The organism is Leeuwenhoekiella sp. W20_SRS_FM14 (assembly GCF_052119605.1).
Taxonomy (GTDB): Bacteria; Bacteroidota; Bacteroidia; order Flavobacteriales; family Flavobacteriaceae; genus Leeuwenhoekiella.
This window is the reverse complement of sequence record NZ_JBGQOK010000001.1, coordinates 289,508-315,665: the sequence shown is the minus strand read 5'-3', so window position 1 is coordinate 315,665 and position 26,158 is coordinate 289,508. Positions and strand designations below refer to the sequence as shown.

Sequence of the window (26,158 nt, the reverse complement as noted above, 5' to 3'; positions counted from 1 at the left end):
TTAAGATATTAGTGGTAGTTTAATAATAAAGGTACTGCCTTTGCCTTTTTCGCTCTGTACCCAGATTTCACCTGCGTGATCTTCTACTATACGTTTTGCGTATGCAAGACCCAGACCGTGTCCTTTTACATTATGTATATCGCCAGTGTGCTCGCGATAAAATTTATCAAAAATTTTCTTTTGTACTTGTTTTGTCATCCCATCACCCTGATCTTTAATTTTAATCAAAATGAAGTTTTTAAGATTCTCTGTATAAATGTCTATTTTAGGCACATCTGATGAATACTTTACAGCATTATCAAGAATATTTACCAGCACATTTGTAAAATGCGACTCATTTGCAAGAACAGAACTTTTTAACGCACCCAAATGAGTCTTAATGTACCCCTGACGATCTTCTACAATCAATTCTATATGCATAATTGCATCTTCAATTAAATCGTGAAGTTTTAGCCGTTCTTTTTTAATGTCGAGCTCGTTCTTTTCTAGTTTTGAAATACGAAGTACGTTCTCTACCTGAGCGTGCATTCTTTTATTCTCTTCCCTAATCATACCCATGTATCGGGTTAATGCTTCAGGATTCCCATTTATTTTAGGATTCTTTATTGCGTCAAGCGCTAGATTTATTGTAGCTATTGGCGTTTTAAACTCGTGCGTCATGTTGTTGATGAAATCGGTTTTGATTTCTGAAATCTGACGCTGTTTTACTAACTGCTGAAGTGCACTACTGTAAGCAATTACTATAATTAAAGTAAATAAGATACTTAAACCGCCCATACCTATCACAGAAGATACGACATACTTTTTCTCTCCCGGAAAATTAGCAACTAGTTGATAATCACTATTTCCTTCATCATCTGCAAAAAGCGGAACACTAAAATTTTGATCTGGTGATTGAATATCAAAATCTTCAGAGCGTACATTAGTAACTAAATTATTACTGTATATGGCATATTCAAAATTGGTCTCCATATCGCGTTCAGCCAATTCCATTGTGAGTAAACGCTCTAATTCTTTGGTATCTACACGTTTGTGAATAGGAATTTTACGGGTGATATACATAACCGCCTGTTCAATATTGTAACGTTCGATGTCACTTAAATCAGACATTCTGGTAAAAATCGTAGTACGGTCTACCTCTGCCTTATCCAGATCATTTTTATCAATAATCTCTGTATATTGTCTTTGAAGATATTTTTTAAACTTGATACTATCTACTTCATAATCGAGAATAGGAGCACTTAATTTGTAATCTTGCTCTACAATACTGTTTCTAAAAACATACGACTCGTTAGTAATTGAATCTTCTTCTTTATAAATAAGATCATATAAACTAACATCGTCTGGAATTCCCAGACTGTCACGCATTTTTAAAACAGGATTATACCAGGTATTTACTTCCTTAATCTGTATGTCACGAGCCACAGTATTAAGCACTTGCTTGGCATTAAAACCAAATTGCCCTCGTTTTGCTTCTATACTATTTGAAATCCAGTAACCCTGCACAAATATAATGCCTATGAGGGACAAGCTCATCAACACAACAAGTAGCACAAAGAGTTTTTTATTCATATGCCCAAATGTATGATTTTAACATTTAGGGGATTATTGGTTTAACCAAATGTTAACAAGAATAAGCTATGTATTTAAAGGGGTTTCCAAGAGTTGATGGTGTATTTCTAAAACCTTTTTTTTACTAATCTCCAGATCTATGTTCTCAATAACGAAATCTGCCAGTGGAATCTTTTTAGAATCCTCCCACTGTTTGTCTATTCTATTCTTAATTTCTTTTACACTGGTATGATCTCTATCTAGTACACGTTGAATTCGTACATCTTCTGGAGCTGTAACTAAAATGACAAAATCACACGAAGTATGCGTTCCATTTTCAAAAAGAATAGCCGCTTCTTTAAGAACATAGGGTGCTTCTTGAACGACACTCCATTCTTCAAAATGCACTTTTACTGCAGGGTGTACAATTTTATTAAGTTGCTCTAGTAATTTTGAATCTTTAAAAACTTTTGACGCTACATATTTACGGTCGAGAATATTATTTGTGTATGCTTTATTACCTAGAAGATTGATGATTTGACTTCTTAATAAATCAGTTTGCATAAGTGCTTTAGCTTCAGTATCTGCATAATAAACCGGAATATCAAATCGTTCATTAAAATAACGAGCTATGGTGGTTTTGCCACTTCCTATACCTCCTGTAATACCTACAATTTTCATTTTACTAGAAGATATTGAACTGTACTTTCACTTATACGCACATCCCTTACAAATTCTGGTATTTCGATAACCTGCGGTGTCAGGGAGGTTGAAAGACTATCTGCCTCATCAAAATCTACAACAACTTTAAAATCTGAAGACTTTACCCGGTCATAATTGGTAACATTTACATTAAAAATTACATTTATACGCTTCGGAAAGACCTTTGCAGACACATTTGGCGGTACATTTATTAATTGAAGCGGAACAGACACAGAACCTTCAGTAAATTTATCTACATGTAAATTATAAGCGATTGTATTAGGCAGTAATTCTACGTTGGGTATTTTTTTAAACAAATGCAACGAAACATTACCTTCTTTAGATGCTCTAATATCCTCAAAAACTTCTGCACTCGTATATACCTTGGTAATCGTATCTACCTCAGACTCGGGACCTCTTACTGTAATACTGTCTGGTTTGATTTCCATTCCCTGAAAACTTCCGTAACCCGGTGCATAACTAATTTCAAAATTAGAAATTACAGGTACGCGTTTATCATAATTTCTATCTAAAGTAAAATAAACAGTATCGGGTTCAAATTCTGTTATTTCACTACCGCTTAGACTTCCTTTTAACGCATCACTTTCCGCAGTAAAAACATAGTAAGATCTGCTACCATCTTTAGGTAGATTTGATAGGTCTATAGGAAATGCCTGAGAGAAAAATCTATATTTAAAATAATCATACCCACTTGCTTTACCCGTTACTTTAACTGAGGTTGTAGAACTTTTCTTGAGTATGTAATCTTCAGACAGATTCTGAAAAGTTAATGGTATTTTAACCGTAAAACTAAAATTACGATTCAACTTAATCATAATCGAAATAGCAGCAACCACTAAAAAAATGGTTACAAAAACCCGAAGGTTTGAATTTTTGCTGCGCTTCTTTTTATCTGACATGAAAATGTTATTGATGCTAAAATTAATCAAAAAATAAGTGAGGATATTTTTTGCGGGGATCCTTTTTGAGATATCGTATATAATAGGTTGACTCTGCAAATGCAAAACCATATCCCGTAAATTGTACAAGAACAGCCCAAACAGAAAGTAAACCTACCGTTATATTTTTATTTTTAATTGTAGAATCTAAAACTATAAACACAAAATACAAAGCTACCAGACAAACTGGTATATAGAAACCTATTAGCGCTAAAATAAATGCTGTAATCAATCCTAAAGTAAAAAGACTGGGAAACCAAAACGTAAGTTTAGAACTTTGTGGATGCCAAGTCGTGAGTATAGGTCTAACTAACCCAAATTTGCGTACCTGCTTGTAAAACTTAGCCCACGATATACGACGCTTGTGATAAACAAAAGCTTCGGTAATTAATTGAGATTTAAAACCCAGATCCCATAACCTAATCGTTAAATCGGGATCTTCACCAGGATGTATTTTACCAAAACCTCCTGAATCCTCAAAGGCTTTTTTTGAAATTCCCATATTAAAACTACGTGGTTCAAAACTCGAAGAAGCTTCTTTTCTACCCCGTATACCTCCTGTGGTTAATAAAGAGGTCATCACATAGTTAATGGCTTTTTGAAGAATTGTAAAATTTTCTTCAGCTGCATCTGGACCTCCAAAAAAGTCTGAAAACTTTTTAGTAAGACTGTCATCTACGCGCTTCAGATAACTTTCTGGCAAGACGCAATCACTATCTAAAATTAGAAAATAATTGCCTATGGCACGCTGCATTCCATAATTGCGGGAATCACCGGGACCTGTATTCTCTTTTATAAAATAAGTGATGTTTAAATCTGAATATTCTTCTATAACATCCTCAGAAGTTTCTATAGAACCATCTTCAACAATTACAATTTCAAAAGGTTTACTAAAAGTTTGCGTTCTTAAACTCTGCAACAACTCTCGTACTTCCTGAGGTCTGTTATACACCGGTACAATTACTGAAAAAAAAAGGTTCATCAATTTAGAATTTTATAAAATAGATGCTATTAGCGAAAATAAATCATATAAAAAATGCCCGAAAGTGTCGCTTCGGGCATTTTTTATAAGGGTATTTAAAATTTATTTTTGCTCATTAACAAATGCTTCCATTACTTCATTGCTTACACCCATATTACTAAATCCACCATCGTGGAATAAGTTTTGAAGGGTAACTTTTTTAGTAAGGTCAGAAAATAATGTAATAGTATAATCTGCACACTCCTGAGCTGTAGCGTTACCTAACGGACTCATTTTTTCTGCGTATGCAATAAAACCGTCAAAACCTTTTACGCCTTGTCCAGCTGTTGTAGGTGTAGGTGATTGTGAAATTGTGTTTACACGCACTTTTTTATCACGCCCAAAGAAATAACCAAAACTACGTGCAATACTTTCTAAATAGGCTTTGTTATCTGCCATGTCATTATAATCTGGGAAAACACGTTGTGCAGCCATATAAGTTAATGCAACAATACTTCCCCACTCATTCATAGCATCTTGCTTATATAGAACCTGCATTGTTTTATGAAAAGACATTGCACTCACATCTGTACCTTTTTGAGTCCAGTCGTAATTCTGATCTGTATAATGACGCCCCTTACGTACATTTATAGACATACCTATGCTGTGTAAAACGAAATCGAGTTTACCACCTAATTCTTCGACTGCTCCCGCTACAAGTTTCTCAAGATCTTCAACAGACGTAGCGTCTGCAGGTATGATTTTAGAACCTGTTTTTTCTGCTAACTTGTTAATGCTTCCCATACGCATTGCTATAGGTGCATTTGTTAAGACAAAAGTTCCACCTTCTTCGTGAACGCGCTCAGCGGTTTTCCAGGCGATTGAATTCTCATCAAGCGCTCCAAAAATGATTCCTCGTTTTCCTTTTAATAAATTATAGGACATAATCGTTGTTTAATTTAAGTGGTCAAATATACTATTTTATTAATTGAGTAGTTGTCTTGCGTGGTCAAAAGCAGCATCAGAAGATGCTTTTCCACCCAGCATTTCAGCCAACTCTGCAATGCGTTGATCACGATCTAATACTTTGATCCCCGTTGTTGTTTTTTGTTGCTTATCTTCTTTAAAAACTTTAAAGTGATGTGCTCCCTGCCCGGCTATCTGCGGTAAATGGGTAATACTTATGAGCTGCATGCGATTGCCCATCGCCTTCATTATATAGCCCATTTTTAAAGCGACTTCTCCACTTACCCCGGTATCAATCTCATCAAAAATTAGTGTAGGTAAATGTGCATAATCACTAAGAACAGATTTTATAGCGAGCATAATACGTGATAATTCACCACCCGAGGCTGCTTTTTTAAGTTCCTGAGCGCGCATTCCCTTATTTGCTGTAAAAAGAAAATGAAGCTGATCTTTACCATTATCTAAAAATGACGGACTCTCTGATAGGCTTACCTCAAAACGTGCATTAGGCATCCCCAGGTTAGCAAGTATACTCTGAAGCTTTTCAGTTAATGGTTTTATAGTTTTTGTACGTTTACTTGTAAGCTGTACCGCAAGTTTTTCTAACTCTAATTTAGCCTGAGTAATCTCCCGCTCTAGCTTACTAATACTTTGATCTAAATTATTTAGCGACTGTACTTCTTCATCAAGCGCATCTCGTATCTCAATAAGCCCTTCAACACTATCCACCTGATGCTTTTTCTGAAGATCAAAAAACAACTTCAATCTACTTTCTAGTCGGGCTAATTCTGTAGGATCACCCTCTGTGTCTGCAGCAAGATCATTTATACTTTCTGAAACATCATCAAGCTCTATGGTTACAGCCTCAAGTCGCTCCCATAATTCTTTAAGTTTTGGACTAAACCCAGACAATTTAGACAATCGTACTTTAGCAGAAAGCAACATTTCATTAACGCCTACTTCCTCCCTGCTCAAAATCTGATAAGCTTCTGCCAGACCTTCCGTAATTTGCTCTACATTATTTAACGTATCGTGTGCTGTTTCAATGAGTTCCTGCTCACCTGCTTTTAAATTTGCAGCAAGTAATTCTTCCAGCAAAAATATTTTATACTCTTCTTCTTTTTGAGCTTCCTCTTTTTGCTTTACCAGTTTCTTCAACTGGTTTTCTTTTTTCCTGAAAGCAGCATAAAGCTCTGAGTAGGTAGTTAAGATTTTTCCATTTTCAGCAAATGCATCTAAAACTTGAAACTGAAAATCAACATCTGTCACTTCCATTGTTTGATGTTGACTGTGAATATCTACAAGACGTAATCCTAAAGCTGACAACTGGTTTAGAGTTACGGGCGTATCATTTATAAAGGCCCTGCTTTTACCACTAGCTAAAATTTCTCTGCGAATAATGGTCTGTGGCTCAAAATCGAGGTTTTCTGTAGCAAAAAGAGCTTCTAAATTATAGGTAGTAATGTCAAAATGTGCTTCAATAACACACTTTTCGTCAGGATTACCTATACTACTTATATCTGCCCGTTTACCCAAAATAAGACCTAAAGCCCCTAAAAGTATAGATTTACCGGCTCCCGTCTCACCAGTAATTACCGTAAACCCATCATTAAATTTGAGATTTACCTCTTCAATTAATGCGTAGTTTTTTATGTGTATTGAATTGAGCAATTAAAGTTTTATTTAATTTTTTAAACTGAAAATTTATAGGTAAATATAGGAGAGAAAATCACCACAATCAAAGAATTTAAGATGTCTCTTATAATTTGATTTGTTGCCAGTAGGACGACTTTGTTGGCGCTACTTTATTTAAAACGGTTACAAGATTACTTACATTAATTTGTGGCCCGCCTGAAAACATACTAGCAATCTCTTCTGCCTTAGTATCAAAAAAAACACGAGACAAAAAATTATTAGGTCTGTTTGAATACAGTTGATTAAAGAGTTGCAAGGTAACTGCTATAGATTGCTTTGCTTCTTTAGTATTATCTGCCATATAATCTAGACCGTTTTTATGATACGCGTAGAGCGCATTTGAAAACTCTCTAAAATTAGGAGACAATAAATCTTGATTTAGCCTGTATCTTGATTGTGTGCCACTTTGAGCAGACCAGCCATCACTAACCTGTTGTTGAGCGGTATTTACAATACGCTTTGCCTCTTCAAAATATGGCTCCCCACCACCTAACTCATAAGTACTCGCGTCAAGACCTATAATGGTGTAGGCATAAAAAGAAAGAACAGAAATAAGGTTTGAATCAAAGTTGTTAGGATTGTAGTTTAAAGGTTGAAATTCTGTATATCTAAAATTAAACTGCTTATCATTAAAATTAAAAACCGGCGTATTATAGGTTGAATTAAAAACCGGCCTTGAAGATTGTATTTGAACCGAAGCTGTGAATGAGTCTGAATTTATATTAGAAACGATTATTACAAGACTACAATCTATACGCTCCTGCTGCTTTACATTAAGATCTGTCCACGTGGTGTTATTCATAAACTCGGTAAGCTCACTTTTTAAAGTTCTAAAAACCTGAAGATTGCTTTGCCCCGTTTGTTCTGCATTAATTGTAACCGAACAATTAAGCTCCTGTGCCTGTAAACCAATGCCGCAAAAGAGAAAAAAAACAATCAGTTTATACATGAATTTCTTTTAGAATTAAATTAAGTAAGTCTTCTGCCACCTCGGTTTTTGACTTTAAATCCTGAGGCAAAACAGTGCCATCCTGTTTTATGAAAGTTACTTTATTTGTTTCGGTTTTAAAGCCTGCTCCGGTATCATTTAACGAATTCAAAACAATTAAGTCTAAATTTTTTCTTTGCAGTTTCCCTTGAGCATTCTCAACTTCATTTTCGGTCTCTAATGCAAACCCAACCAGAAATTGATTTTTTTTAACCGAACCCATATATGCTAAAATATCTTGAGTAGGTTCCAGATTAATTACCAGCGCACTTTCTTTTTTCTTAATTTTTTGATCTGCAACACGTGATGGTCTATAATCTGCCACTGCAGCTGCCGCGATAGCAATATCAACCTGATCAAATTTATTAGCCACAGCATCAAACATTTCACCTGCTGAAGTAACCCGAATAGTAGTAATCAACTTGCTTTTTGTTTGCAGGTGTGTGGGACCGGTAATCAAAAAAACTTCTGCACCTTGTCGTGCTGAAGCTTCTGCTATCTCAAAGCCCATTTTACCACTACTATGATTTCCAATAAATCGAACAGGATCTATAGCTTCATAAGTAGGACCGGCAGTAATAAGCAGTTTTTTTCCTTTTAAAGGTAATTTACTTAAGATATCATCTTCAATAAATCGCACGATATCTTCAGGCTCAGCCATTCTACCCTGACCCTCCAATCCACTGGCAAGTTCACCACTAGTCGCAGGAATCATAATATTTCCGTAGCTTGTTAAGGTTTCAAAAGAGTGATGCGTACTGGGATGTTTATACATGTCAAGATCCATTGCCGGGGCAAAATATACAGGACACTTAGCAGATAAATACGTAGCAAGTAAAAGATTGTCACTTGCTCCTGAAGTCATTTTAGAAAGGGTATTTGCTGTGGCCGGGGCTATAACAAAGAAATCGGCCCAAAGGCCGAGTTCTACGTGATTATTCCATACCGCATTCTCGTTATCATCGCTGACAAACGTTGAATACACCTCATTTTTTGATAGCGTAGAAAGCGTTAAGGGTGTTACAAAATCTTTAGCCTCGGGAGTCATAATGACCCGTACCTCTGCCCCAGCTTTGATAAAACCTCTAACCAAAATAGCTGCTTTATAGGCAGCTATTCCGGCGGTTACACCAAGTAAAACCTTTTTTCCGCTTAAAACAGACATGACTACTCTGTTGGTGCAGTCGTATCGCGGAAGTATATCTTATCATCTAACCATTCTTGAACCGCCATCGCATGAGCTTTAGGCAAACGCTCGTAGAATTTAGATACTTCTATTTGTTCTTTATTTTCAAAAATCTCTTCTAAGCTATCGCTATAGGTAGCAAACTCATCAAGCTTTTCTAATAATTCTTTTTTAATCTCTGTGTTGATTTGAGTAGCACGTTTTGCTATAATTGAGATTGCTTCGTAAATATTTCCTGTAGGAGCGTCAATCTCACTTCTATTTAGAGTTATTGTATTTACTGGTGCTTCCATATTTTTAACGTCCATAATAATTTATTAATTTAATTAGGAATAATTTTCTAATATTTTGTCAATATCCATTTTGATCTCATCTGCCTGAACTCTGTATTCTCCTTCCGGAAAATAACGTATTAATGTCTCATACATTGCAATCGCTTCTTCTAAACGCGGTTTTACAAGAACATTTATACTATTTGAGCCATACTGATATTGAGAATCTAACTTGTAAAAGAATGCCGCTTCACGAAATGGTGAACCGGGATAATCTGAAATAAAATCATCTAAAGATGAAATAGCGGTAGGATAGTCCATAATTTTATGCCAACCTTTTGCAATCTCGTAAGCCTTTTTCTGCATCTTAACACTTAAGTCTTTAATACGCTCGCCAGCCTCTTCAGCATATTCAGATTCTGGGTAGTTTGCAATAAATTGCTGCAACTGGTCAAGACCTTTTTGAGTCTCAGATTGATCTAATTGATAGTTAGGTGATAATTCAGCGTAACTTAAAGCTGCTTTGTATTGTGCCTCTTCTGCTTTTTCTGAATCTGGGTAAGCAGAAACAAAACGATCAAATTGATAACCTGCGAGATAGTAATCTGCTACCTGATAATGCGCATCTGCATACAAATACATAATACGCTCTGCCTGTGGCTTACCTCTGTAGCTCGGAACTATTTGCTCCCAAAGTTTTAAAGATTTGCGATATTTACCAGAGTCATACAATGAGTCTGCCATGGCATATTTCTTACCCATATCTTCAGACTTCAATACCTGTTGATATTCACTACAAGAAGCCAGACTTACTGCTGCAACTGCTACTATAATTATTTTCTTACTTATACTTGAAAACATCGTGCAAAAATAGGTTTTTTCTATAGATTAAAAAACTTAAAGACCTAAGTCATTTAAGTATGTTGCAATATTGTTTTTCAAAGTATCGCTGGCAGCTACTAATGGTAGGCGCACCGTATCTAAACACAGGCTTTTGTGAGCCAATAATGCTTTTATTCCTGCAGGATTTCCTTCAGCAAAAATTAAATCTGTAGCTAGCATAAGGTCATAATGCGTTGCGTAAGCCTCCTTAAACTCTCCTGCCAGACCTTGATTTATCATTATTGAAAAGGGTTTGGGAAGACCCTGACCTAATACAGAAATAACGCCATCACCTCCCGCACTTATTGTAGGAAGCGCAAGCATATCATCTCCAGAAATGACTAAAAAGTTTTCTGGACGATCTTTTATGATACGCATCATTTGTGTTATATCTCCTGCTGCTTCTTTAACGCCAATAATGTTAGAAAAATCGTTAGCAAGTTTTATAATGGTTTCCGGAAGAACATTACTGCCTGTACGTCCCGGTACATTATAAAGAATAATAGGAAGTTTTGTAGCTTCTGCAATTGCTTTATAATGTGCATAAATACCTGTCTGGCTGGGTCTGTTATAATAAGGAGATACAGATAAAATTGCGGTAAACGCACTTAAATCTTTGGTTTGAAGCTCTTCAACAATTTGAGCTGTATTATTACCTCCTACACCTAAAACAAGTGGTAATCTACCTGCATTCACTGCTATTGACTTAGCTATAACTTCTTTCTTTTCAGCCTCTGTTAGCGTAGCATTTTCTGCGGTAGTACCCATAATTACGAGGTAATCTACCCCGCCAGAAATACAATGCTCAATTACACGACTTAGACCATCAAAGTCTACACTAAAATCTTTATTAAACGGAGTAACCAGCGCTACTCCTGTTCCTTTTAATTCTTGCATGCTATTCTATGCGGTTTAATATTTTCAAATACTTAACTAACTCTTGTTCAAACAATTTAACATCAGCTAAATCTGTTTTAATGATTAAATCATTTACAGTACTGTTTTTAACAGGTAATCCTGCCTTAAAATTGGCTTTAGACTGAGATGTAACAAACTCCAAAAATACATTTTCTCTGTGGTAATAACTTATTAAGATCTTAAAAGGTTTATCTATAAAAGCATTTAATTTTTCGTTTTTAATTGCTCCCAAGACTGTAAAATCTTTTTTAGAAAAAACTTCACTAACACTAAAATTACTTTGATTTTGATTCTCTATATACACAAATAAAGAGATTTCTGAAGTTGCAGAAACACATTTTGCTAACGCTTCTAACTGTTTTTCATCCTGAAAATCTCGTGAATCAAACAAAACACCCACTCCTTCCCCAATTTTATTTTGAGAATTTTGGATGGGTTTTAGACTTTTTTGAAGTTTACTTTTAAGCGAATATTGTTTCCAACCGTCCAAAAACATTTACCTTTGTTTTGCGGCAAATGTAGACAATTATACCTCAATGCACACCGCTAATTTTTATACCAAATGATTAGATTATATTCTCTTGCGCTTTTAGGCTTTCTTCTAGTCGCCTGCAAGCAATCACAAGCTACGCTTACTAGTATTCAAGGAAAACAAATAAACATTACAGACAGTATCGCTTCAGATCTTTCGGTTATAGAGTATATAACTCCTTATAAAAAGCGCATAGATGAAGAGATGAATGCAATACTCGCCTATGCTCCTAAAAGTCTTTCTAAGTCAGAAGGCCCATACAATACTGCTATAGGAAATATGATGGCAGACGCTGTTTTAGAATTTTGTGATCCTGTATTTTTTAAACGATCTGGCAAACACATTGACGGTGTTGTTTTAAATCACGGCGGTATTCGCTCTGTTTTACGTGCAGGTAATGTTACAATGGGCACAGCTTATGAAATTATGCCTTTTGAAAATAGTATAGTGGTTGTTGAAATATCAAGTGATGAGGCTCGTGCTATGTTTCAATATTTAAAATCTGGCAAAGCACATCCTATTGCTAATATGCAACTCATTCTTAATGCTAAGGACGATATTGATTCTGCTTTGATAAATGGGAAACCTATAGAAAATGGTAAAACTTATTTTATAGCTACAAACGATTATTTACAACAAGGTGGTGACGGGATGGTTTTCTTTACTAATCCTAAAACTATTGAGATTTTAGATTATAAAATGAGAACTATATTAATTGATCATTTTAAAAAACAAGATACTATTGCACCAAAGCGTGACACCCGTTTCATTAAAAAATAAGTCCTATGGAAAGAAGAAAGTTTTTAATTCAGACAGGAGCTGCTACCGCTTTACTAAGTGCTACACCTGGCCTCAACCTTTTTGCTGGTACAAAAAAATCGCGCAAGATCACAATTTTACATACTAATGATGTGCACAGTCATATAGAACCCTTTCCTGCAGAAGATCCTTCTTTTGCAAATCAAGGTGGGGTAGCAAGACGTCTTACGCTTATTCAAAACATACGTAATGAAAACCCAAATACGCTCGTTCTTGATGCCGGTGACATTTTTCAAGGGACGCCCTATTTTAACTTTTATGGCGGTGAGCTTGAATTTAAACTTATGAGTATGATGGGTTATGACGCCGCTACTATAGGCAATCATGACTTTGACAACGGCGTAGGTGGTCTGGCTGCTCAAATGCCTAATGCTTCTTTTAAAATGATAAGTTCTAATTATGACTTCACAAATACGGTGATGGAAGGACTTACAAAACCGTATGAGATTTTTATTAAAGACGGAATAAAAATTGGTGTTTTTGGATTAGGTATACAACTACAAGGTTTAGTAACCGAAGCATTATCAAAAGAGACTAAATATTTAGATCCGCTTGAAATCACCCAGGATATGACGCGCATCTTAAAAGAAGAGCACAAATGCGACTTAATTATCTGTCTGTCTCATCTAGGATATGAATACAAATTTGATAAAATATCAGATCTGTCGCTTGCTGCAAAAAGCAGAAATATAGATTTAATAATAGGTGGTCATACACACACGTTCCTTCCGAAGCCTGAAATTGTTTCTAATCTAGATCAAAAAAATGTTTTAGTAAATCAAGTAGGTTGGGCCGGTATAAATGTAGGAAGAATAGACTTTGAGTTTGATGCTACGGGAAATAAATCAAGTGCAGCTACTGTTATTCAAGTGTAAAAATTATATATAATCTTTCTGGTCATTTAGTGCATTATGCACATCTACAAAATAAGATGTTGCAGCCGCTTTATGAAAGCATATAGCTATGTTGAGTAACGATAAAATTATAGGAATACTCAAACTGTAATAATGAATAAAACCTGTGATGCATTCTATCAATAGAGCTGCAGCTATGATATAGGTTTTATAATTATGAGGACTTCTGTGCCTTAAGGGTATTAATGAGCAAACTGCGGTAAAAATAAATAATAAAATTCCTCCGATTAGAAAGAGCGATTTATTAGGTACGCTCTCATAAAAAACCGCTAAAAGATGTATGATTAAATAGGCAGCAAACAGAACGCCGAGCACCGGCTCAAGCAGCATTTCTTTAGTTATTTTTTGAGATCTTATTTTTAAAATAGGCGCAAAAAATAAAAACATTGCAAAAACTGCAATCATATAGAAATAAAGAACCTCATCAAAAAATAGATTGAGATCTAATAGAAAAAAAATTTCGGCAATTAAAGAGGAAAGGTGAAACACTATTAGGGTAATATTATGCTTCTTAGTAGATGAATAGTAATAGGCATAAAAAAATATAAAATAAACAGGCTTTAAGTAAAATCCCCACTCTATTTTTAATTCTGAAACCAGAATATAGCATAAACAACTAACTATTGCCAGATACCAATATTTTATTGGCTTCAAAGAAAGGCTAATTGTTTTATTCACAGCTAAGGGTAATTATTTATTATACTTAATAATTTATCTGTAAAATAACAAAAATTACAGATATTATATCAATAAAAAATACCGAACCTTAATTTATGTGTGAATTTTCTTTCAGAAGTAAGATTCTTTTGAGTTGAGAATGCCATCTAATTTAATTAAATACCACACCATACAAATTTTTAAGAGCATCATAGAAAGCAAACACAAAATTAATACGGGAACATAACTCCATAAAAATGTATAAATAAACATCGTAGGAGCCATTACAGCCATAGATCCTCCCATAAGATATAATAAAAAATTGTCTGGATGCCTGTTTCTAATAGGTATGATTGAACAAAAGAATATCCATGAAATGAGGGCTGCCAATGCCGGAAAGAAAATAACATTATCGGGTAAATTATCAAAAACCAGTAGGGTTAACTCCCAAAAAGCATAAAGAATCCCCGTAAGTCCTAATATGGTTTTAAACAAAGCATCTCTATCTAGAGTAAAACCTACCTTTTTAAAAACAGGCCATAAATGATAAATCATCGTAAATGTAGCTAATACATAACCGCCTAGCACTAATGAAAAATAGCGTTCAAAGTTAATTAAGAAAAAAGTCTCATTAATTAACTCACAACTTAAATAGATTATAAAATATAGATTATGTCTATGTGAGTTAAGATAATAGAATGAGTAAATCAATATCGCACATAGAGGTCGTAATATTATAGAATTACCAATTTCTAATGAAACCAATATAATTTCAGTAAAACCAAGGAATAAGAATAAGAATAATAAAACTTTTAATCTCATTTATGAGTTCTTAAAAATTGAATGGTATTAAATAAAATATTCATTTATAATTACGCAAATTTCTTAGTCTAAGTTCTTAAGTTACTGAATATAAACTTATATCATAGCTAGAAATTCACTTTCAGTAATAATAGGTACATTCAATTTTTCGGCTTTTTCACGTTTACTTGGCCCCATATTCTCACCAGCCACCAAATAATTTGTTTTTGAAGAAATACTTCCCGAAGCTTTACCTCCGTTATCTTCAATTATTTTTTTCAGCTCGGTGCGTGAGACCTGTGTAAACACTCCAGAAATTACAAAAATACTTCCTTTCAACTTTTCGGTTTGATTCTCAAGTACTGCAGCATCAAGCTCTAATTGTACGCCGTAATTTTTAAGTTTATCGATTAAAACTTTATTCTCTTCGGAAGCAAAAAACTCAACAACACTTTGCGCAATACGCTCCCCAATCTCATCTACGGCTATCAACTCGTCAAAAGAGGCCTGAGCTAAAACTTCGATGCTTTTAAATTGTTTGGCAAGTTTTCGGGCAACAGTCTCGCCCACAAATCGAATTCCTAGTCCAAAAAGCACGCGCTCAAAAGGAATATTTTTAGAAGACTCAACGCCTTTTATTAAATTATCTGCAGATTTTTCTGCCATTCTATCTAAGGGTAAAATATCTTCCTTTCTTAAATCATAAAGGTCTGCATAGTTTTTTATTAGTCCATTATTTACAAGCAATGCTACCGTCTCGCCTCCAAGACCTTCTATATCCAGGGCTTTTCTAGAAATATAATGTTGTATTCTTCCTATAATTTGAGGAGGGCAACCACTTGCGTTAGGGCAATAATGCTGTGCTTCACCAGGCTGTCTCACAAGCGTAGTATCACACTCAGGACAACTCGTAATATATTGCGTGGGAGTTGAGTCTGAACTTCGTTTTTCAAAATCTACACCTACAATTTTCGGTATTATTTCACCACCCTTTTCTACATAAACCGTGTCACCTTCCCGTATATCTAATTTTTCAATTTGATCTGCATTGTGTAGAGAAGCACGTTTAACTATTGTACCTGCAAGTTGTACTGCCTGCAAATTTGCAACAGGGGTTATAGCTCCCGTACGCCCTACCTGATAGGTTATCTTTTCTAATAGGGTTTCGGCTTGCTCGGTTTTAAACTTATACGCCATTGCCCATCGTGGTGCTTTGGCAGTAAAACCCAGCTCTTCTTGTTGCTGAAAATTATTTACTTTAATAACCACACCATCAGTCTCATACGGTAATTCGTGACGATGAACATCCCAATAATCTAAAAATTTAAAAGTCTCATCTGTTGAAGCGGTAAGTTTTGCAACTTCAGGCACTTTAAAACCCCAGGAACGGGCTTTTTCTAAACTTTCAAATTGCGATTTTATATTTAAATTTTCACCTACAATACTATACAACAAACACTCTAAAGGTCTTTTGGCTACTTCTGCACTATCTTGCAATTTAAGACTCCCCGATGCCGTATTCCGCGGATTGCTATAAGGCTCTTCACCGGCTTCAACGCGCTCTGCATTCATAGCAGCAAAACCAGCTAAAGGAAGTACAATCTCTCCCCGAATATCAAATTTTTCAGGAAAATCACCTTTTAATTTTAAGGGTACTGTGCGTATGGTTTTAATATTATTTGTGACATCATCACCTTGTACGCCATCGCCACGGGTAACCGCACGTATTAATTCACCTTTCTCATAGGTTAAGCTTATTGAAGCTCCATCATATTTAAGTTCGCAGACATACTCGACCTCCCCATCTACCATTTTCTTTATACGCTTTTCCCAATCTTCTAAATCTTCAAGTGAATAACTATTATCTAAAGAATACATACGCGTCTCATGTTTAACGGTATTAAAATTCTTAGTGATTTGTCCGCCCACCCGGAGCGATGGAGAGTTTGCATCAAAAAATTCAGGATGAGCCTTTTCTAATTCTTGTAGCTCTTTTAGTTTTTGATCAAATGTAAAATCATCTATTTCCGGCTTATCAAGCACATAATAATTATAATTATGCTGGCGCAATTCTTCGCGTAGTGTTTGTATTTTTTGCTGAGTATCCATTAAAAACTAGATAGATGTAGTGTAATTATTTTTAAACGAAAAATTTGATACGTATTAAGTATTTTCGGGCTTTAGCCATTTTGAAGTTAAATCAGGTACAAAGTGCTCCATCTTATTCAACAGACTATCAACATCTGTATCTTCTATGAGTAAAGCTCTGTTTTCAGCTTTAAGAAAACCTCTATTCACCATCTCGTCTAGCATAGCTATTAAATGATCGTAAAAGCCATTTGTATTTAAAATCCCTATAGGTTTATGATGTAATCCTAACTGACTCCAGGTAATAATTTCAAAAAGCTCTTCAAACGTCCCAAAACCTCCAGGAAGTGTTATAAACCCATCACTCATTTCTTGCATTTTGAGCTTACGCTCGTGCATGTTTTCTGTAGTAACAAGCTCATCAAGACCTTCGTGTACAATTTCTTTTGTTTTTAAAAAACCAGGAATAATGCCTATAGCTTTTCCTTTATTACCAAGGCAGGCTATAGCTACCCTGCCCATTATGCCCATTTTAGAACCGCCATAAATTAGCGTGATATCGCGCTCTGCCAATTTAGCGCCAAGCAATTCTGACTCTTTTATGATTGCCGAATCTGTACCTTCACTGCTTCCGCAAAAAACACAGATAGATTTTAAATTATTCATTAGCGTTTTGCTTTTATCATTCTAGGTTTTCCTGCAAAATCATTTCGCAATTCTACAGTTTTAAAACCTGCTTCTTTTACAAGGTTTACTGTCTCATCCCCAAGATACTGATTGATTTCGAAATATAAAACTCCATCAACTTCTAAACTTTTATAAGCCAAATCACTTATTTTTTTATAAAATATAAGCGGATTATCATCATCTACAAATAAAGCCAACTCCGGTTCATGGCGCAGCACATTTTGATGCATTTCAGCTTTTTCGAGATTACGCACATAAGGTGGATTTGATACGATTACAGTATACTTTTGAGGCAATTCTGCCATCTCTAATATGTTAGCCTTAACAAATTGTACAGTAACCTTATTTAATTCTGCATTATGCTCAGCAAGTTGTAATGCTTTATCAGAAACATCAAGAGCTGTTATTTTTGCATCTGTATTTTTAGCCAAACTAACAGCTATACATCCAGAGCCGGTTCCTATATCTAAAATTTTTAATTGAGAAGTTTCATTGTTTTTTAGATCTAATAGAATCCATTCTACTAGTTCTTCTGTTTCGGGCCTGGGAATAAGTACATCTGGTGTAACTGTAAAGTTATAGCCGTAAAATTCTGTTTCACCTATAATATATTGCAGCGGTTCATTATTAAACAGACGTTCTCTAGCCGCTAAAAGGAGTTCTAACTCTTTAATCTTAATGTTTTTGTCAGGATTTAAAACAAGATCTACAGGCTGAATTCCCAGGTATTTCTGAATTAATATTTTAAAAAAAGCAGTGATTTCGCTCTGCGGAAAATTAGGCGCTAATCGCCTAAAAAACTGCGCTTTAAACTTTACTAATTTCATCTACAGATCTTTTAACATATAAACAGGACAGGCACTATGTCCCGTATTGCCCAAAGGAGCATCTATATAATAAAAACCTGATTTCACATACAGTTTTTGAGCATCTTTCATATACGGCATAGTTTCCAAATAAACCTGTTTAAAACCTGCCTCTTTTGCAAAGTCAAGACACCTTTGCATCATTTGCAAACCAAAACCCTTTCCCCGTATTTCTGAAAGAAAATACATTTTTTGTAACTCACAAACAGGACCTTCATAATTGGCTAACGGTGCGATTCCTGCCCCGCCCAGAAGCCTATTTTGATCCTCAATCACAAAATATTCCTTCTTTGCAGCATTATACGTCTCATACATACAATCTAAAGCTTCATCTGCATAGGCTGTTCCTACTTTAGGAACTCCCATTTCAATTAAAACCGCTCGTATGGTTTTTGCTAAAGCTAAATTATCGTTGAGTTTTACAGGTCTAATAAGAGGCATTCGTATCTTAGTTTTAATTGGTATTTTTGAGCTTGTGAAGATACACGAAAAATACATGGTTCGCTGCGTGCAACTGGCTAAAAACGGACTGGGCACCACCTACCCAAACCCTATGGTAGGAAGTGTAATTGTGCATAACAATAAAATTATAGGTGAAGGCTGGCATAAAAAATCTGGTGAACCACATGCCGAGGTAAACGCTATTAATAGTGTGATACATAAGGAACTTCTGTCAGAATCAACTATTTATGTAAGCTTAGAGCCCTGTAGTCATTATGGCAAAACTCCACCTTGTAGCGATTTAATTATTGCCAAAGGAATAAAAAAAGTCATTATTGGTACCGTAGATCCTTTTGCCGAAGTCTCAGGAAGAGGCATAAAAAAATTACTCGAGGCAGGTTGCGAAGTACAGGTGGGAGTTTTAGAAGGTTTATGCCAAGAACTAAACAAACGCTTTTTTACATTCCACAATAAAAAAAGACCTTATATTATCTTAAAATGGGCAGAAAGCGCAGATGGTTTTATTGCGCCCGATAGTACTAGAAGAGACAAAAAAGAACCCTTTTGGATAACCAATTCTGTAAGCAAACAACTTGTTCACAAATGGCGATCAGAAGAACAAAGTATACTTGTAGGATCTACTACTGCAAAAACTGACAATCCCAGTCTTACAACTCGAGAATGGTATGGCAACTCTCCCACTCGTATTGTAATCGATAAAAACTTAAGCCTTAGTAATGAGAGTCATTTGCTTGATGCATGTACTGCTACATTAATTATAACCGAAACTGAGGCAATCAATTCAGAAAACAAAAAATATTACAAGGCAGATTTTAATTCTAATTTGCCTAAGCAGATTTGCGACATCTTACATACAAAAGGTTTACAGTCTGTAATTATAGAGGGGGGTACACAAACCTTACAGCATTTTATAAATGCAGGTTTATGGGACGAAGCCAGAGTATTTAAAGGAAACTTAGATTTTAAGAGTGGCATTAAATCTCCGCAGTTAAAGGCATTTAAAAAATTAAAAACTACAGCTTATACCGGTGATCTCTTAACCTATTATATAAATACGAATGATTAAAAATTTACTCTTTGACTTTGGCGATGTTTTTATAAACCTTGACAAGAAAGCCCCCGAACAAGCCTTAGCCAAAATGGGTATTCGTGAGATCGACAATGATATGGTTGACTGGCATAATACTTATGAGAAGGGACTAATTACTACAGAAGAGTTAACTAAATACTATCTGGATAAATTTCCGTCATTAACTAGAATCTCTTTCACTAATGCCTGGAATAGTATAATTCTAGATTTTCCGCAGCATCGCCTAGACTGGATTTTAAAACTCAAAGAAGAAGGTAAATACAAATTATTATTATTAAGCAATACAAATGATTTACACATTGAGCAGGTAATCAAAAACATGGGAGCACTTAGATACTCTAAGTTTCAAAACTGTTTTGAACGTTTTTATCTATCACAACAAATTAATCTGCGTAAACCTGATCTTGAGATTTACGATTATGTACTTACAAACGATAATTTAATTGCTGAAGAAACCCTGTTTATAGATGATACAGTCCTAAATACAGCCGCTGCTGCTTCTATGAATATTAGAACCTGGCACCTTGAACCGGGTATTCAAGATGTAACGCAATTGTTTAAAAAAAAACAGGAGCTCTTTTGATCTATTTATTGCTTAGCATACTTGCTTCAAGTATTATCTTTCTTGTATTTAAACTTTTTAACCGGTTTAAAATAAACACATTTCAGGCTATTGTAGTTAATTATTTCATTGCCTGCGTTTCTGGTCTTGTTGCTTATGGGCAACCTATAATTTTAATAAACATTCCGCAATACGCCTGGTTTCCCGGCACTATCTTCTTAGGGTTTTTATTTATTGTTATTTTCAATCTTATGGCAATAACTACACAACGCAGTGGACTCTCGGTAGTATCTGTTTCTACTAAAATGAGTGTTGTTATACCTATTTGCTTTGGTCTCTTTTATTATCAGGAAGCTGCAGGATTTTTAAAACTTACAGGAATAGGTCTAGCTCTCATAGCAGTATATCTAGTTTCTCTTAAAAAAACAACGGCTAAATCTATATCAAAAAACGATTTGTTGTTTCCTATTTTGGTTTTTGTTGGAAGCGGTATCATTGATACAACTATCAAGTTTTTAGAAGCAAGTTTTGTAGCAAAAGAAGATGTCCCCTTATTCTCTGCTGTAATATTTGCGACCGCCTTTACCTTAGGCCTTCTAGTGTTTATTTTTCAGTTATATTATAGACAGCAAAAACTTCAGTTTAAAAATATATTAGGAGGAATCGCGTTAGGTGTTCCCAATTACTTCTCGATTTATTTTCTGGTTCAAGCGCTCAGAAACCCTAATTTAGAAAGTTCGGCAGTATTTACACTAAACAATGTGGGTATATTGATGCTTGCAACACTTTTAGGAATTGTGTTCTATAAAGAAAAACTTTCAACAAAAAACTGGATCGGGTTTGGTCTTGCTGTTTTTAGTATCATTCTAATAGCTATTGTTAAAGCCTAGTTATGAGTACAACTATAGACATCTATAAAACAATTGCAAAAAAAAGCTCCGAAAGTTTATTTAAAGATCGCGGAAGCAAATTTATTGGTCAGGCACATCCCGTCAAAGATGAAGCTGAAATTGAAAGCATTCTAACTGAATTAAAAAATAAACACAGTAAAGCATCACACATATGCTATGCCTGGCAACTGGGTAAAAATTATGAGCACTATAGGGCAAATGATGATGGTGAACCCAATAATTCTGCAGGTTTACCTATTTACGGCCAGCTACAATCTTTTGAAGTCACCCAAATATTAGTTACCGTGATACGCTACTATGGCGGGACAAATCTTGGTGTAGGCGGTCTTATACAAGCCTATAAAACAGCCGCACAATTAGCTTTAGAAACCGCAAAAATAAAAACAGCAGTTATTACTGAAGCTTTACAAATAGACTTTGAGTATGCATTGCTTCATACGGTTATGCGCATAATTAAAGAAGAGCAATTAACTATCTCCTCGCAAGAAATGGAATTGAGTTGCTCAATTACCCTGGCCATACGTAAAAAGGATCTAAAAAGAATTAAAAAACGTTTTGATGCTGTTTTTGGCTTAACTGTAAATACCGAAAAATCTTAATTTTCTAAAAGCTCTAATATGTAATCTGGGCAACGCGTAGGTCTGTTTGTTTTCATATCTACAAAGACCAGAGTGGTTTGTGCTTTTGTAATCAATTTTTGATCTTGATTTGTGATTTCATAATCAAAAACAATGCTTGCACGCGGCATTTTTTTAAGACTTGTTTTTATCGTTAAAGTATCGTCAAAAAAGGCCGGACTTAGAAAAGAAAAATGCATATCATAAACAGGTAGCATTACACCTTCTTTCTCCATTTCTTTGTAAGAAATTCCGATATCGTTTAACCATTCAATACGAGCAAGTTCCAGGTAAATAGGGTAGTTAGCGTGATGTACAACACCCATTTGATCGGTTTCTGCGTATCTTACTTTAACGTTAGTTGAGCTTGTTTTCATAGACTTATTAACATATAAAAAAGGCTAATTTATAATATGCAGAGTATGCGATAAAAATTCTACAAAACCAATGTAATTTTCTTTTTTTATTACATATTTTGTTCACATATTTGCCCCGCACTGAAAGAAACGAAGATCTCTACATTTTCTCACTTTTCAAGTGATCTAAATTAGAAATAACTTAAAATTTAATCATTAGAATGAGTATGACTGCGCAAACAGTTTGGGATAATTGCCTCTTGTTTATTCAAGACAATATAACCCCGCAGGCTTACAAAACCTGGTTCGAACCTATTAAAGCGGTTAAACTTACAGATAATGCTTTAAGTATACAGGTACCGAGTAAATTTTTCTACGAGTGGCTAGAAGAACATTATGTTAAACTTCTAAAAGTGTCACTTACAAAAGAGCTGGGAGAAAGTGCTAAACTGGTTTATGTTATACGTATGGAAAACACCTACGGCAACAGACAGCCATTTACTGAAAAAATACCTAGTACAAATCGCCCTTCTACAATGAAGTCTCAGGAGGTTGATGCACCTTTTAAAAATAAAAATCCAGAACTTAAGAATCCATTTATAATTCCTGGAATACGTAATCTCCAGATAGAGTCTCAATTAAACCCTAATTACAATTTTGATAATTTTCTTGAGGGTGACTCTAACCGCCTCGCGCGATCTGCAGGTATGGCTGTTGCAAATAAGCCGGGTGGTACATCATTTAACCCTTTGCTCATTTTTGGAGGAGTAGGTCTTGGAAAAACTCACTTAGCCCACGCTATAGGTATTCAAATTAAAGACAGATATCCAGAAAAAACGGTTCTTTATATTTCTGCGGAAAAATTTACGCAACAATATATTGAGTCTGTTAAGAAGAATAATCGCAATGATTTTATTCACTTTTATCAGGTTATAGATGTCCTTATTGTTGATGATATTCAATTATTATCAGGCAAGGCGGGTACTCAGGATGTATTTTTCCACATTTTTAATCATTTGCACCAGAATGGAAAACAGGTCGTTCTAACAAGTGATAAAGCTCCTGTAGATATGCAGGATATTGAGCAACGCTTACTTTCACGTTTTAAATGGGGGCTTTCTGCAGAATTGCAACAGCCCGGTTTTGAAACACGTGTATCAATCATAAAAAACAAACTCTATCAGGATGGTGTTGAAATGCCTGAAGATATTATAGAATTTTTAGCCAACAATATCAAAACTAACATTAGAGAACTTGAGGGTGCTATTATTTCGTTAATTGCGCATTCTTCTTTTAATAGAAAAGAGATTAACCTTGAACTCGCTAAAAAGATTGTAGATAATTACGTGAAACACACTAAACGTGAGGTTTCTATAGAATACATTCAGAAGGTTGTAAGTGATTATTTTCAGATGGATGTAGATACACTTCAGTCTAAAACACGTAAAAGACATATTGTACAAGCACGCCAATTAGCTATGTTTTTTGCTAAAAAACTTACTAAGGCTTCTTTAGCAAGTATAGGTTCTCAAATAGGAAAACGCGATCACGCAACTGTGCTGCACGCTTGTAAAACGGTAGATAACCTTTCTGCAACAGACAAGCAGTTTAGAAAATACGTAGAAGATTTAAACAAAAAACTTACGATGTAAGTTTTTTGTTTAAAATCTGAAACGCTATTCCGTATTTTCAAGAATAAAATATACACTTTCATAAAAAATACGTGAGATGAAGACACGCATTCTAATGGTCTGTTTAGGTAATATTTGCAGATCTCCACTTGCCGAAGGTTTATTAAAATCTAAGCTAGACCCTAATAAATTTGAAGTTGACTCTGCCGGTACAGGTTCCTGGCATATAGGAAGCTTGCCAGACTCCAGAAGCATCTCTGTAGCACAAAAAAACGGAATAGATATTACAGATCAGCGCGGTATGCAGTTTAAACCTGCATTTTTTGATGTATATGATCATATTTTTGTAATGGATACTTATAATTATGAAGATGTGATAAATCTGGCACGCACTGAAGCAGATAAAGAAAAAGTTAGTCTTATTCTAGATGAACTTTTCCCTGGAGAGAAGGTTGATGTACCAGACCCTTACAATGATAGCCTAAGAGGCTTTGATAATGTCTTTGAAATGCTTGATGAAGCAATTACTAAATTAGCAGAACGTCTTAAGTAACCTCTAAAATCTACAGTTATGCATATCAATACCCAATTAGGCAAACTTTACTTAATACCTACAACATTGGGTGATACTGCACCGCTAGAGGTTATGCCCGGTATGGTTCAGAAAATTGTAGATGATCTTGATGAATTTGTGGTTGAGAATGAAAAGACTGCGCGTAGGTTTATAAAACAACTATGCAGAGATAAATCGCAACCCAGCCTTATACTGCATCCTTTAAATAAGCACACAGACAGCAGCGAGGTTCCCGCCTATCTCGATTCGTGTTTATCAGGTAAATCTGTTGGCCTTATGTCTGAAGCCGGCGTTCCCGGTATAGCAGATCCCGGTGCAGAAGTGGTACGCCTAGCCCATGAAAAAGGAATACAGGTGGTTCCTTTAGTTGGCCCCTCCTCTATTTTAATGGCAATGATGAGTAGCGGAATGAATGGTCAAAACTTTGCGTTTAACGGCTATTTACCAATAGATCAAAAGGAAAAACGCCAGGAATTAAAACGTTTAGAAAACATATCTAGAGACCACGGGCAATCTCAGCTTTTTATAGAAACGCCTTATCGGAATAACAAGCTTATAGAAGAGCTATGCAGCACCTTAAACCCCGCTACCCGACTTTGTATTGCCTGCGACATTACTCTAGCCTCAGAATTTATTGTAACCAAGCCCATTTCTGTATGGAAAACTAAACAACCCGATATACATAAAAGGCCGGCGTTATTTATAATTCAGGCATAAAAAAACGACCAGAATTGGTCGTTTTATAATTTTATGGTTATTAAAAATTAACTTTATAAATTAACTTTTGCATTCTTATCAGGCACAATAAAAGAGACATCATAGCCTCCAAATTTTTTAAGGTAACTGTGAACCGAAGTACCGAAAGCATCTCTAAAACCATCAACACCACCAGAGCGAAGATAATTTTTAACACTACCCGGTCCTGCTAAGTGTGCCGCAGCTAAAATTCCCGATTCGGTTATAGTAATACCATTCATAGTTTTACCTGCAAAACGCTTAATATCTTTACGTAATACCCATTTATTGCGTGATGCATTAGCTACAAAAGCTTTTTCTTGTAAAACAGGATTTTCTAAGAATTCATCAGTATCTGAAATACCTAATAACAATAATGTACTTCTACCAAATTGATATTTTCCTAGATAGCCAAACTGATTTATACGTTTGTAATCGTTTTGTGACTCTTTAAAGCCTAAAGCTTCTTTAAAGCCGGTAAAAGATTTTCCGGTTGTTGCTAAACTTGAATTTTTTGTCTCATCAAAAATAGTAGAAGAATCTAACTCGTCTGCCTGAGGAACTGTGTAAAAAAGTTCTAACCCATCTGTAGAGTTATCGAGAGGCATTTCTGCATCTTTTATAGACATACTAAGTGCTACAAGACCAAATACAGAAGGGAGCGCTGCTAATTTTACTATGTTTCTTGTCATAAATAATTTTTCAGACCGGTAGTAAAACGCTACTAATACACCTGTCTATATTACCCGGCAAATATACAACTTGTAATTAAGTTA

General features: G+C 35.1%; 29 protein-coding genes. 9 read left to right on the top strand and 20 right to left on the bottom strand.

Going from position 1 to position 26,158, the window contains the following annotated elements:
• The 12 genes from ACEN25_RS01355 to ACEN25_RS01300 all read right to left on the bottom strand — a co-directional run bounded on the left by ACEN25_RS01355 (position 1) and on the right by ACEN25_RS01300 (position 11,576).
• Positions 1–1,572 (bottom strand): sensor histidine kinase, encoded by a 1,572-nt coding sequence (locus ACEN25_RS01355; RefSeq protein WP_441801296.1) that lies wholly within the window; start codon positions 1,570–1,572, stop codon positions 1–3.
• A gap of 66 nt (positions 1,573–1,638) precedes the next feature.
• On the bottom strand, positions 1,639–2,232 hold the full coding sequence (gene coaE, locus ACEN25_RS01350) for a dephospho-CoA kinase (RefSeq protein WP_441801295.1): 594 nt from the start codon (positions 2,230–2,232) through the stop codon (positions 1,639–1,641).
• On the bottom strand, positions 2,229–3,173 hold the full coding sequence (locus tag ACEN25_RS01345) for a CdaR family protein (protein WP_441801294.1): 945 nt from the start codon (positions 3,171–3,173) through the stop codon (positions 2,229–2,231). The genes coaE and ACEN25_RS01345 overlap by 4 nt, the downstream gene beginning before the upstream one ends.
• A 22-nt stretch (positions 3,174–3,195) precedes the next feature.
• Complete coding sequence (locus ACEN25_RS01340; RefSeq protein ID WP_441801293.1) at positions 3,196–4,194, bottom strand: glycosyltransferase; 999 nt, start codon at positions 4,192–4,194, stop codon at positions 3,196–3,198.
• Between the two features lie 102 nt (positions 4,195–4,296).
• Positions 4,297–5,118: an enoyl-ACP reductase FabI gene (locus ACEN25_RS01335; protein WP_028375687.1), complete on the bottom strand. Its 822-nt coding sequence runs from the start codon at positions 5,116–5,118 to the stop codon at positions 4,297–4,299.
• A 39-nt stretch (positions 5,119–5,157) separates the two neighbouring features.
• Positions 5,158–6,810, bottom strand: coding sequence for a DNA repair protein RecN (gene recN, locus ACEN25_RS01330; RefSeq protein ID WP_441801292.1), 1,653 nt, complete (start codon positions 6,808–6,810; stop codon positions 5,158–5,160).
• A gap of 88 nt (positions 6,811–6,898) precedes the next feature.
• Complete coding sequence (locus ACEN25_RS01325; protein ID WP_441801291.1) at positions 6,899–7,783, bottom strand: DUF4835 family protein; 885 nt, start codon at positions 7,781–7,783, stop codon at positions 6,899–6,901.
• Positions 7,776–8,987, bottom strand: coding sequence for a bifunctional phosphopantothenoylcysteine decarboxylase/phosphopantothenate--cysteine ligase CoaBC (coaBC, locus tag ACEN25_RS01320; protein WP_441801290.1), 1,212 nt, complete (start codon positions 8,985–8,987; stop codon positions 7,776–7,778). Before coaBC ends, ACEN25_RS01325 begins: the two co-directional genes overlap by 8 nt.
• Before the next feature lie 2 nt (positions 8,988–8,989).
• Positions 8,990–9,316, bottom strand: coding sequence for a DNA-directed RNA polymerase subunit omega (locus ACEN25_RS01315; protein ID WP_028375691.1), 327 nt, complete (start codon positions 9,314–9,316; stop codon positions 8,990–8,992).
• A gap of 18 nt (positions 9,317–9,334) precedes the next feature.
• The gene (locus ACEN25_RS01310) at positions 9,335–10,141 is read right to left on the bottom strand and encodes an outer membrane protein assembly factor BamD (RefSeq protein WP_441801289.1); all 807 of its coding nucleotides are present in this window, start codon (positions 10,139–10,141) and stop codon (positions 9,335–9,337) included.
• Positions 10,142–10,177: 36 nt separating this feature from the next.
• Positions 10,178–11,059 (bottom strand): 4-hydroxy-tetrahydrodipicolinate synthase, encoded by an 882-nt coding sequence (gene dapA, locus ACEN25_RS01305; protein ID WP_441801288.1) that lies wholly within the window; start codon positions 11,057–11,059, stop codon positions 10,178–10,180.
• 1 nt (position 11,060) lies between these two features.
• Entirely contained in the window at positions 11,061–11,576 is a 516-nt protein-coding gene (locus ACEN25_RS01300; protein WP_441801287.1) for a DUF6913 domain-containing protein, read from the bottom strand.
• A gap of 66 nt (positions 11,577–11,642) precedes the next feature.
• On the opposite strand from ACEN25_RS01300, the gene ACEN25_RS01295 reads away from it, so the two are divergent.
• Positions 11,643–12,392, top strand: a complete 750-nt coding sequence (locus ACEN25_RS01295) for a 5'-nucleotidase C-terminal domain-containing protein (RefSeq protein ID WP_441801286.1) — start codon at positions 11,643–11,645, stop codon at positions 12,390–12,392.
• Between the two features lie 5 nt (positions 12,393–12,397).
• Positions 12,398–13,306, top strand: coding sequence for a metallophosphatase (locus ACEN25_RS01290; RefSeq protein WP_441801285.1), 909 nt, complete (start codon positions 12,398–12,400; stop codon positions 13,304–13,306).
• Positions 13,307–13,309: 3 nt separating this feature from the next.
• Here ACEN25_RS01290 and ACEN25_RS01285 read toward each other — a convergent pair whose 3' ends face one another.
• From ACEN25_RS01285 to ACEN25_RS01260, 6 genes are all read right to left on the bottom strand, one after another.
• Positions 13,310–13,999, bottom strand: a complete 690-nt coding sequence (locus ACEN25_RS01285; protein ID WP_441801284.1) for a hypothetical protein — start codon at positions 13,997–13,999, stop codon at positions 13,310–13,312.
• A gap of 135 nt (positions 14,000–14,134) precedes the next feature.
• On the bottom strand, positions 14,135–14,824 hold the full coding sequence (locus ACEN25_RS01280) for a hypothetical protein (RefSeq protein WP_441801283.1): 690 nt from the start codon (positions 14,822–14,824) through the stop codon (positions 14,135–14,137).
• A gap of 96 nt (positions 14,825–14,920) precedes the next feature.
• On the bottom strand, positions 14,921–16,912 hold the full coding sequence (ligA, locus tag ACEN25_RS01275) for an NAD-dependent DNA ligase LigA (RefSeq protein WP_441801282.1): 1,992 nt from the start codon (positions 16,910–16,912) through the stop codon (positions 14,921–14,923).
• A 54-nt stretch (positions 16,913–16,966) separates the two neighbouring features.
• The gene (locus ACEN25_RS01270) at positions 16,967–17,557 is read right to left on the bottom strand and encodes a TIGR00730 family Rossman fold protein (protein ID WP_441801281.1); all 591 of its coding nucleotides are present in this window, start codon (positions 17,555–17,557) and stop codon (positions 16,967–16,969) included.
• Positions 17,557–18,405, bottom strand: a complete 849-nt coding sequence (gene prmC / locus ACEN25_RS01265; protein ID WP_441801280.1) for a peptide chain release factor N(5)-glutamine methyltransferase — start codon at positions 18,403–18,405, stop codon at positions 17,557–17,559. The genes ACEN25_RS01270 and prmC overlap by 1 nt, the downstream gene beginning before the upstream one ends.
• Complete coding sequence (locus ACEN25_RS01260) at positions 18,406–18,885, bottom strand: GNAT family N-acetyltransferase (RefSeq protein ID WP_441801279.1); 480 nt, start codon at positions 18,883–18,885, stop codon at positions 18,406–18,408. It lies immediately after the preceding gene.
• Positions 18,886–18,919: 34 nt separating this feature from the next.
• Between ACEN25_RS01260 and ribD the strand changes: the two genes are divergently transcribed.
• From ribD to ACEN25_RS01240, 4 genes are read left to right on the top strand one after another with little or no spacing between them, the layout of a single operon-like run.
• Positions 18,920–19,972, top strand: coding sequence for a bifunctional diaminohydroxyphosphoribosylaminopyrimidine deaminase/5-amino-6-(5-phosphoribosylamino)uracil reductase RibD (ribD, locus tag ACEN25_RS01255; protein WP_441801278.1), 1,053 nt, complete (start codon positions 18,920–18,922; stop codon positions 19,970–19,972).
• Entirely contained in the window at positions 19,965–20,579 is a 615-nt protein-coding gene (locus ACEN25_RS01250) for an HAD family hydrolase (protein ID WP_441801277.1), read from the top strand. Before ribD ends, ACEN25_RS01250 begins: the two co-directional genes overlap by 8 nt.
• A complete protein-coding gene (locus ACEN25_RS01245) occupies positions 20,576–21,448 on the top strand; it encodes an EamA family transporter (protein WP_441801276.1) in 873 nt (290 codons plus the stop codon). Before ACEN25_RS01250 ends, ACEN25_RS01245 begins: the two co-directional genes overlap by 4 nt.
• Before the next feature lie 2 nt (positions 21,449–21,450).
• A complete protein-coding gene (locus tag ACEN25_RS01240; RefSeq protein ID WP_441801275.1) occupies positions 21,451–22,068 on the top strand; it encodes an IMPACT family protein in 618 nt (205 codons plus the stop codon).
• Here ACEN25_RS01240 and ACEN25_RS01235 read toward each other — a convergent pair.
• The gene (locus ACEN25_RS01235) at positions 22,065–22,463 is read right to left on the bottom strand and encodes an acyl-CoA thioesterase (RefSeq protein ID WP_028375706.1); all 399 of its coding nucleotides are present in this window, start codon (positions 22,461–22,463) and stop codon (positions 22,065–22,067) included. The two genes, ACEN25_RS01240 and ACEN25_RS01235, sit on opposite strands and share 4 nt — an antisense overlap.
• Before the next feature lie 200 nt (positions 22,464–22,663).
• On the opposite strand from ACEN25_RS01235, the gene dnaA reads away from it, so the two are divergent.
• The 3 genes from dnaA (at position 22,664) to ACEN25_RS01220 (ending at position 25,364) form a co-directional block, all read left to right on the top strand.
• Positions 22,664–24,094: a chromosomal replication initiator protein DnaA gene (gene dnaA / locus ACEN25_RS01230; protein WP_441801274.1), complete on the top strand. Its 1,431-nt coding sequence runs from the start codon at positions 22,664–22,666 to the stop codon at positions 24,092–24,094.
• Positions 24,095–24,170: 76 nt separating this feature from the next.
• Positions 24,171–24,626 carry a low molecular weight protein-tyrosine-phosphatase gene (locus tag ACEN25_RS01225; protein ID WP_441801273.1) on the top strand — a complete coding sequence of 152 codons (456 nt, stop codon included), beginning with the start codon at positions 24,171–24,173 and terminating at the stop codon, positions 24,624–24,626.
• An 18-nt stretch (positions 24,627–24,644) separates the two neighbouring features.
• On the top strand, positions 24,645–25,364 hold the full coding sequence (locus ACEN25_RS01220; RefSeq protein ID WP_441801272.1) for an SAM-dependent methyltransferase: 720 nt from the start codon (positions 24,645–24,647) through the stop codon (positions 25,362–25,364).
• Between the two features lie 53 nt (positions 25,365–25,417).
• Here ACEN25_RS01220 and ACEN25_RS01215 read toward each other — a convergent pair whose 3' ends face one another.
• Positions 25,418–26,074 carry a hypothetical protein gene (locus tag ACEN25_RS01215; RefSeq protein WP_028375710.1) on the bottom strand — a complete coding sequence of 219 codons (657 nt, stop codon included), beginning with the start codon at positions 26,072–26,074 and terminating at the stop codon, positions 25,418–25,420.
• Positions 26,075–26,158: the final 84 nt, after the last annotated feature.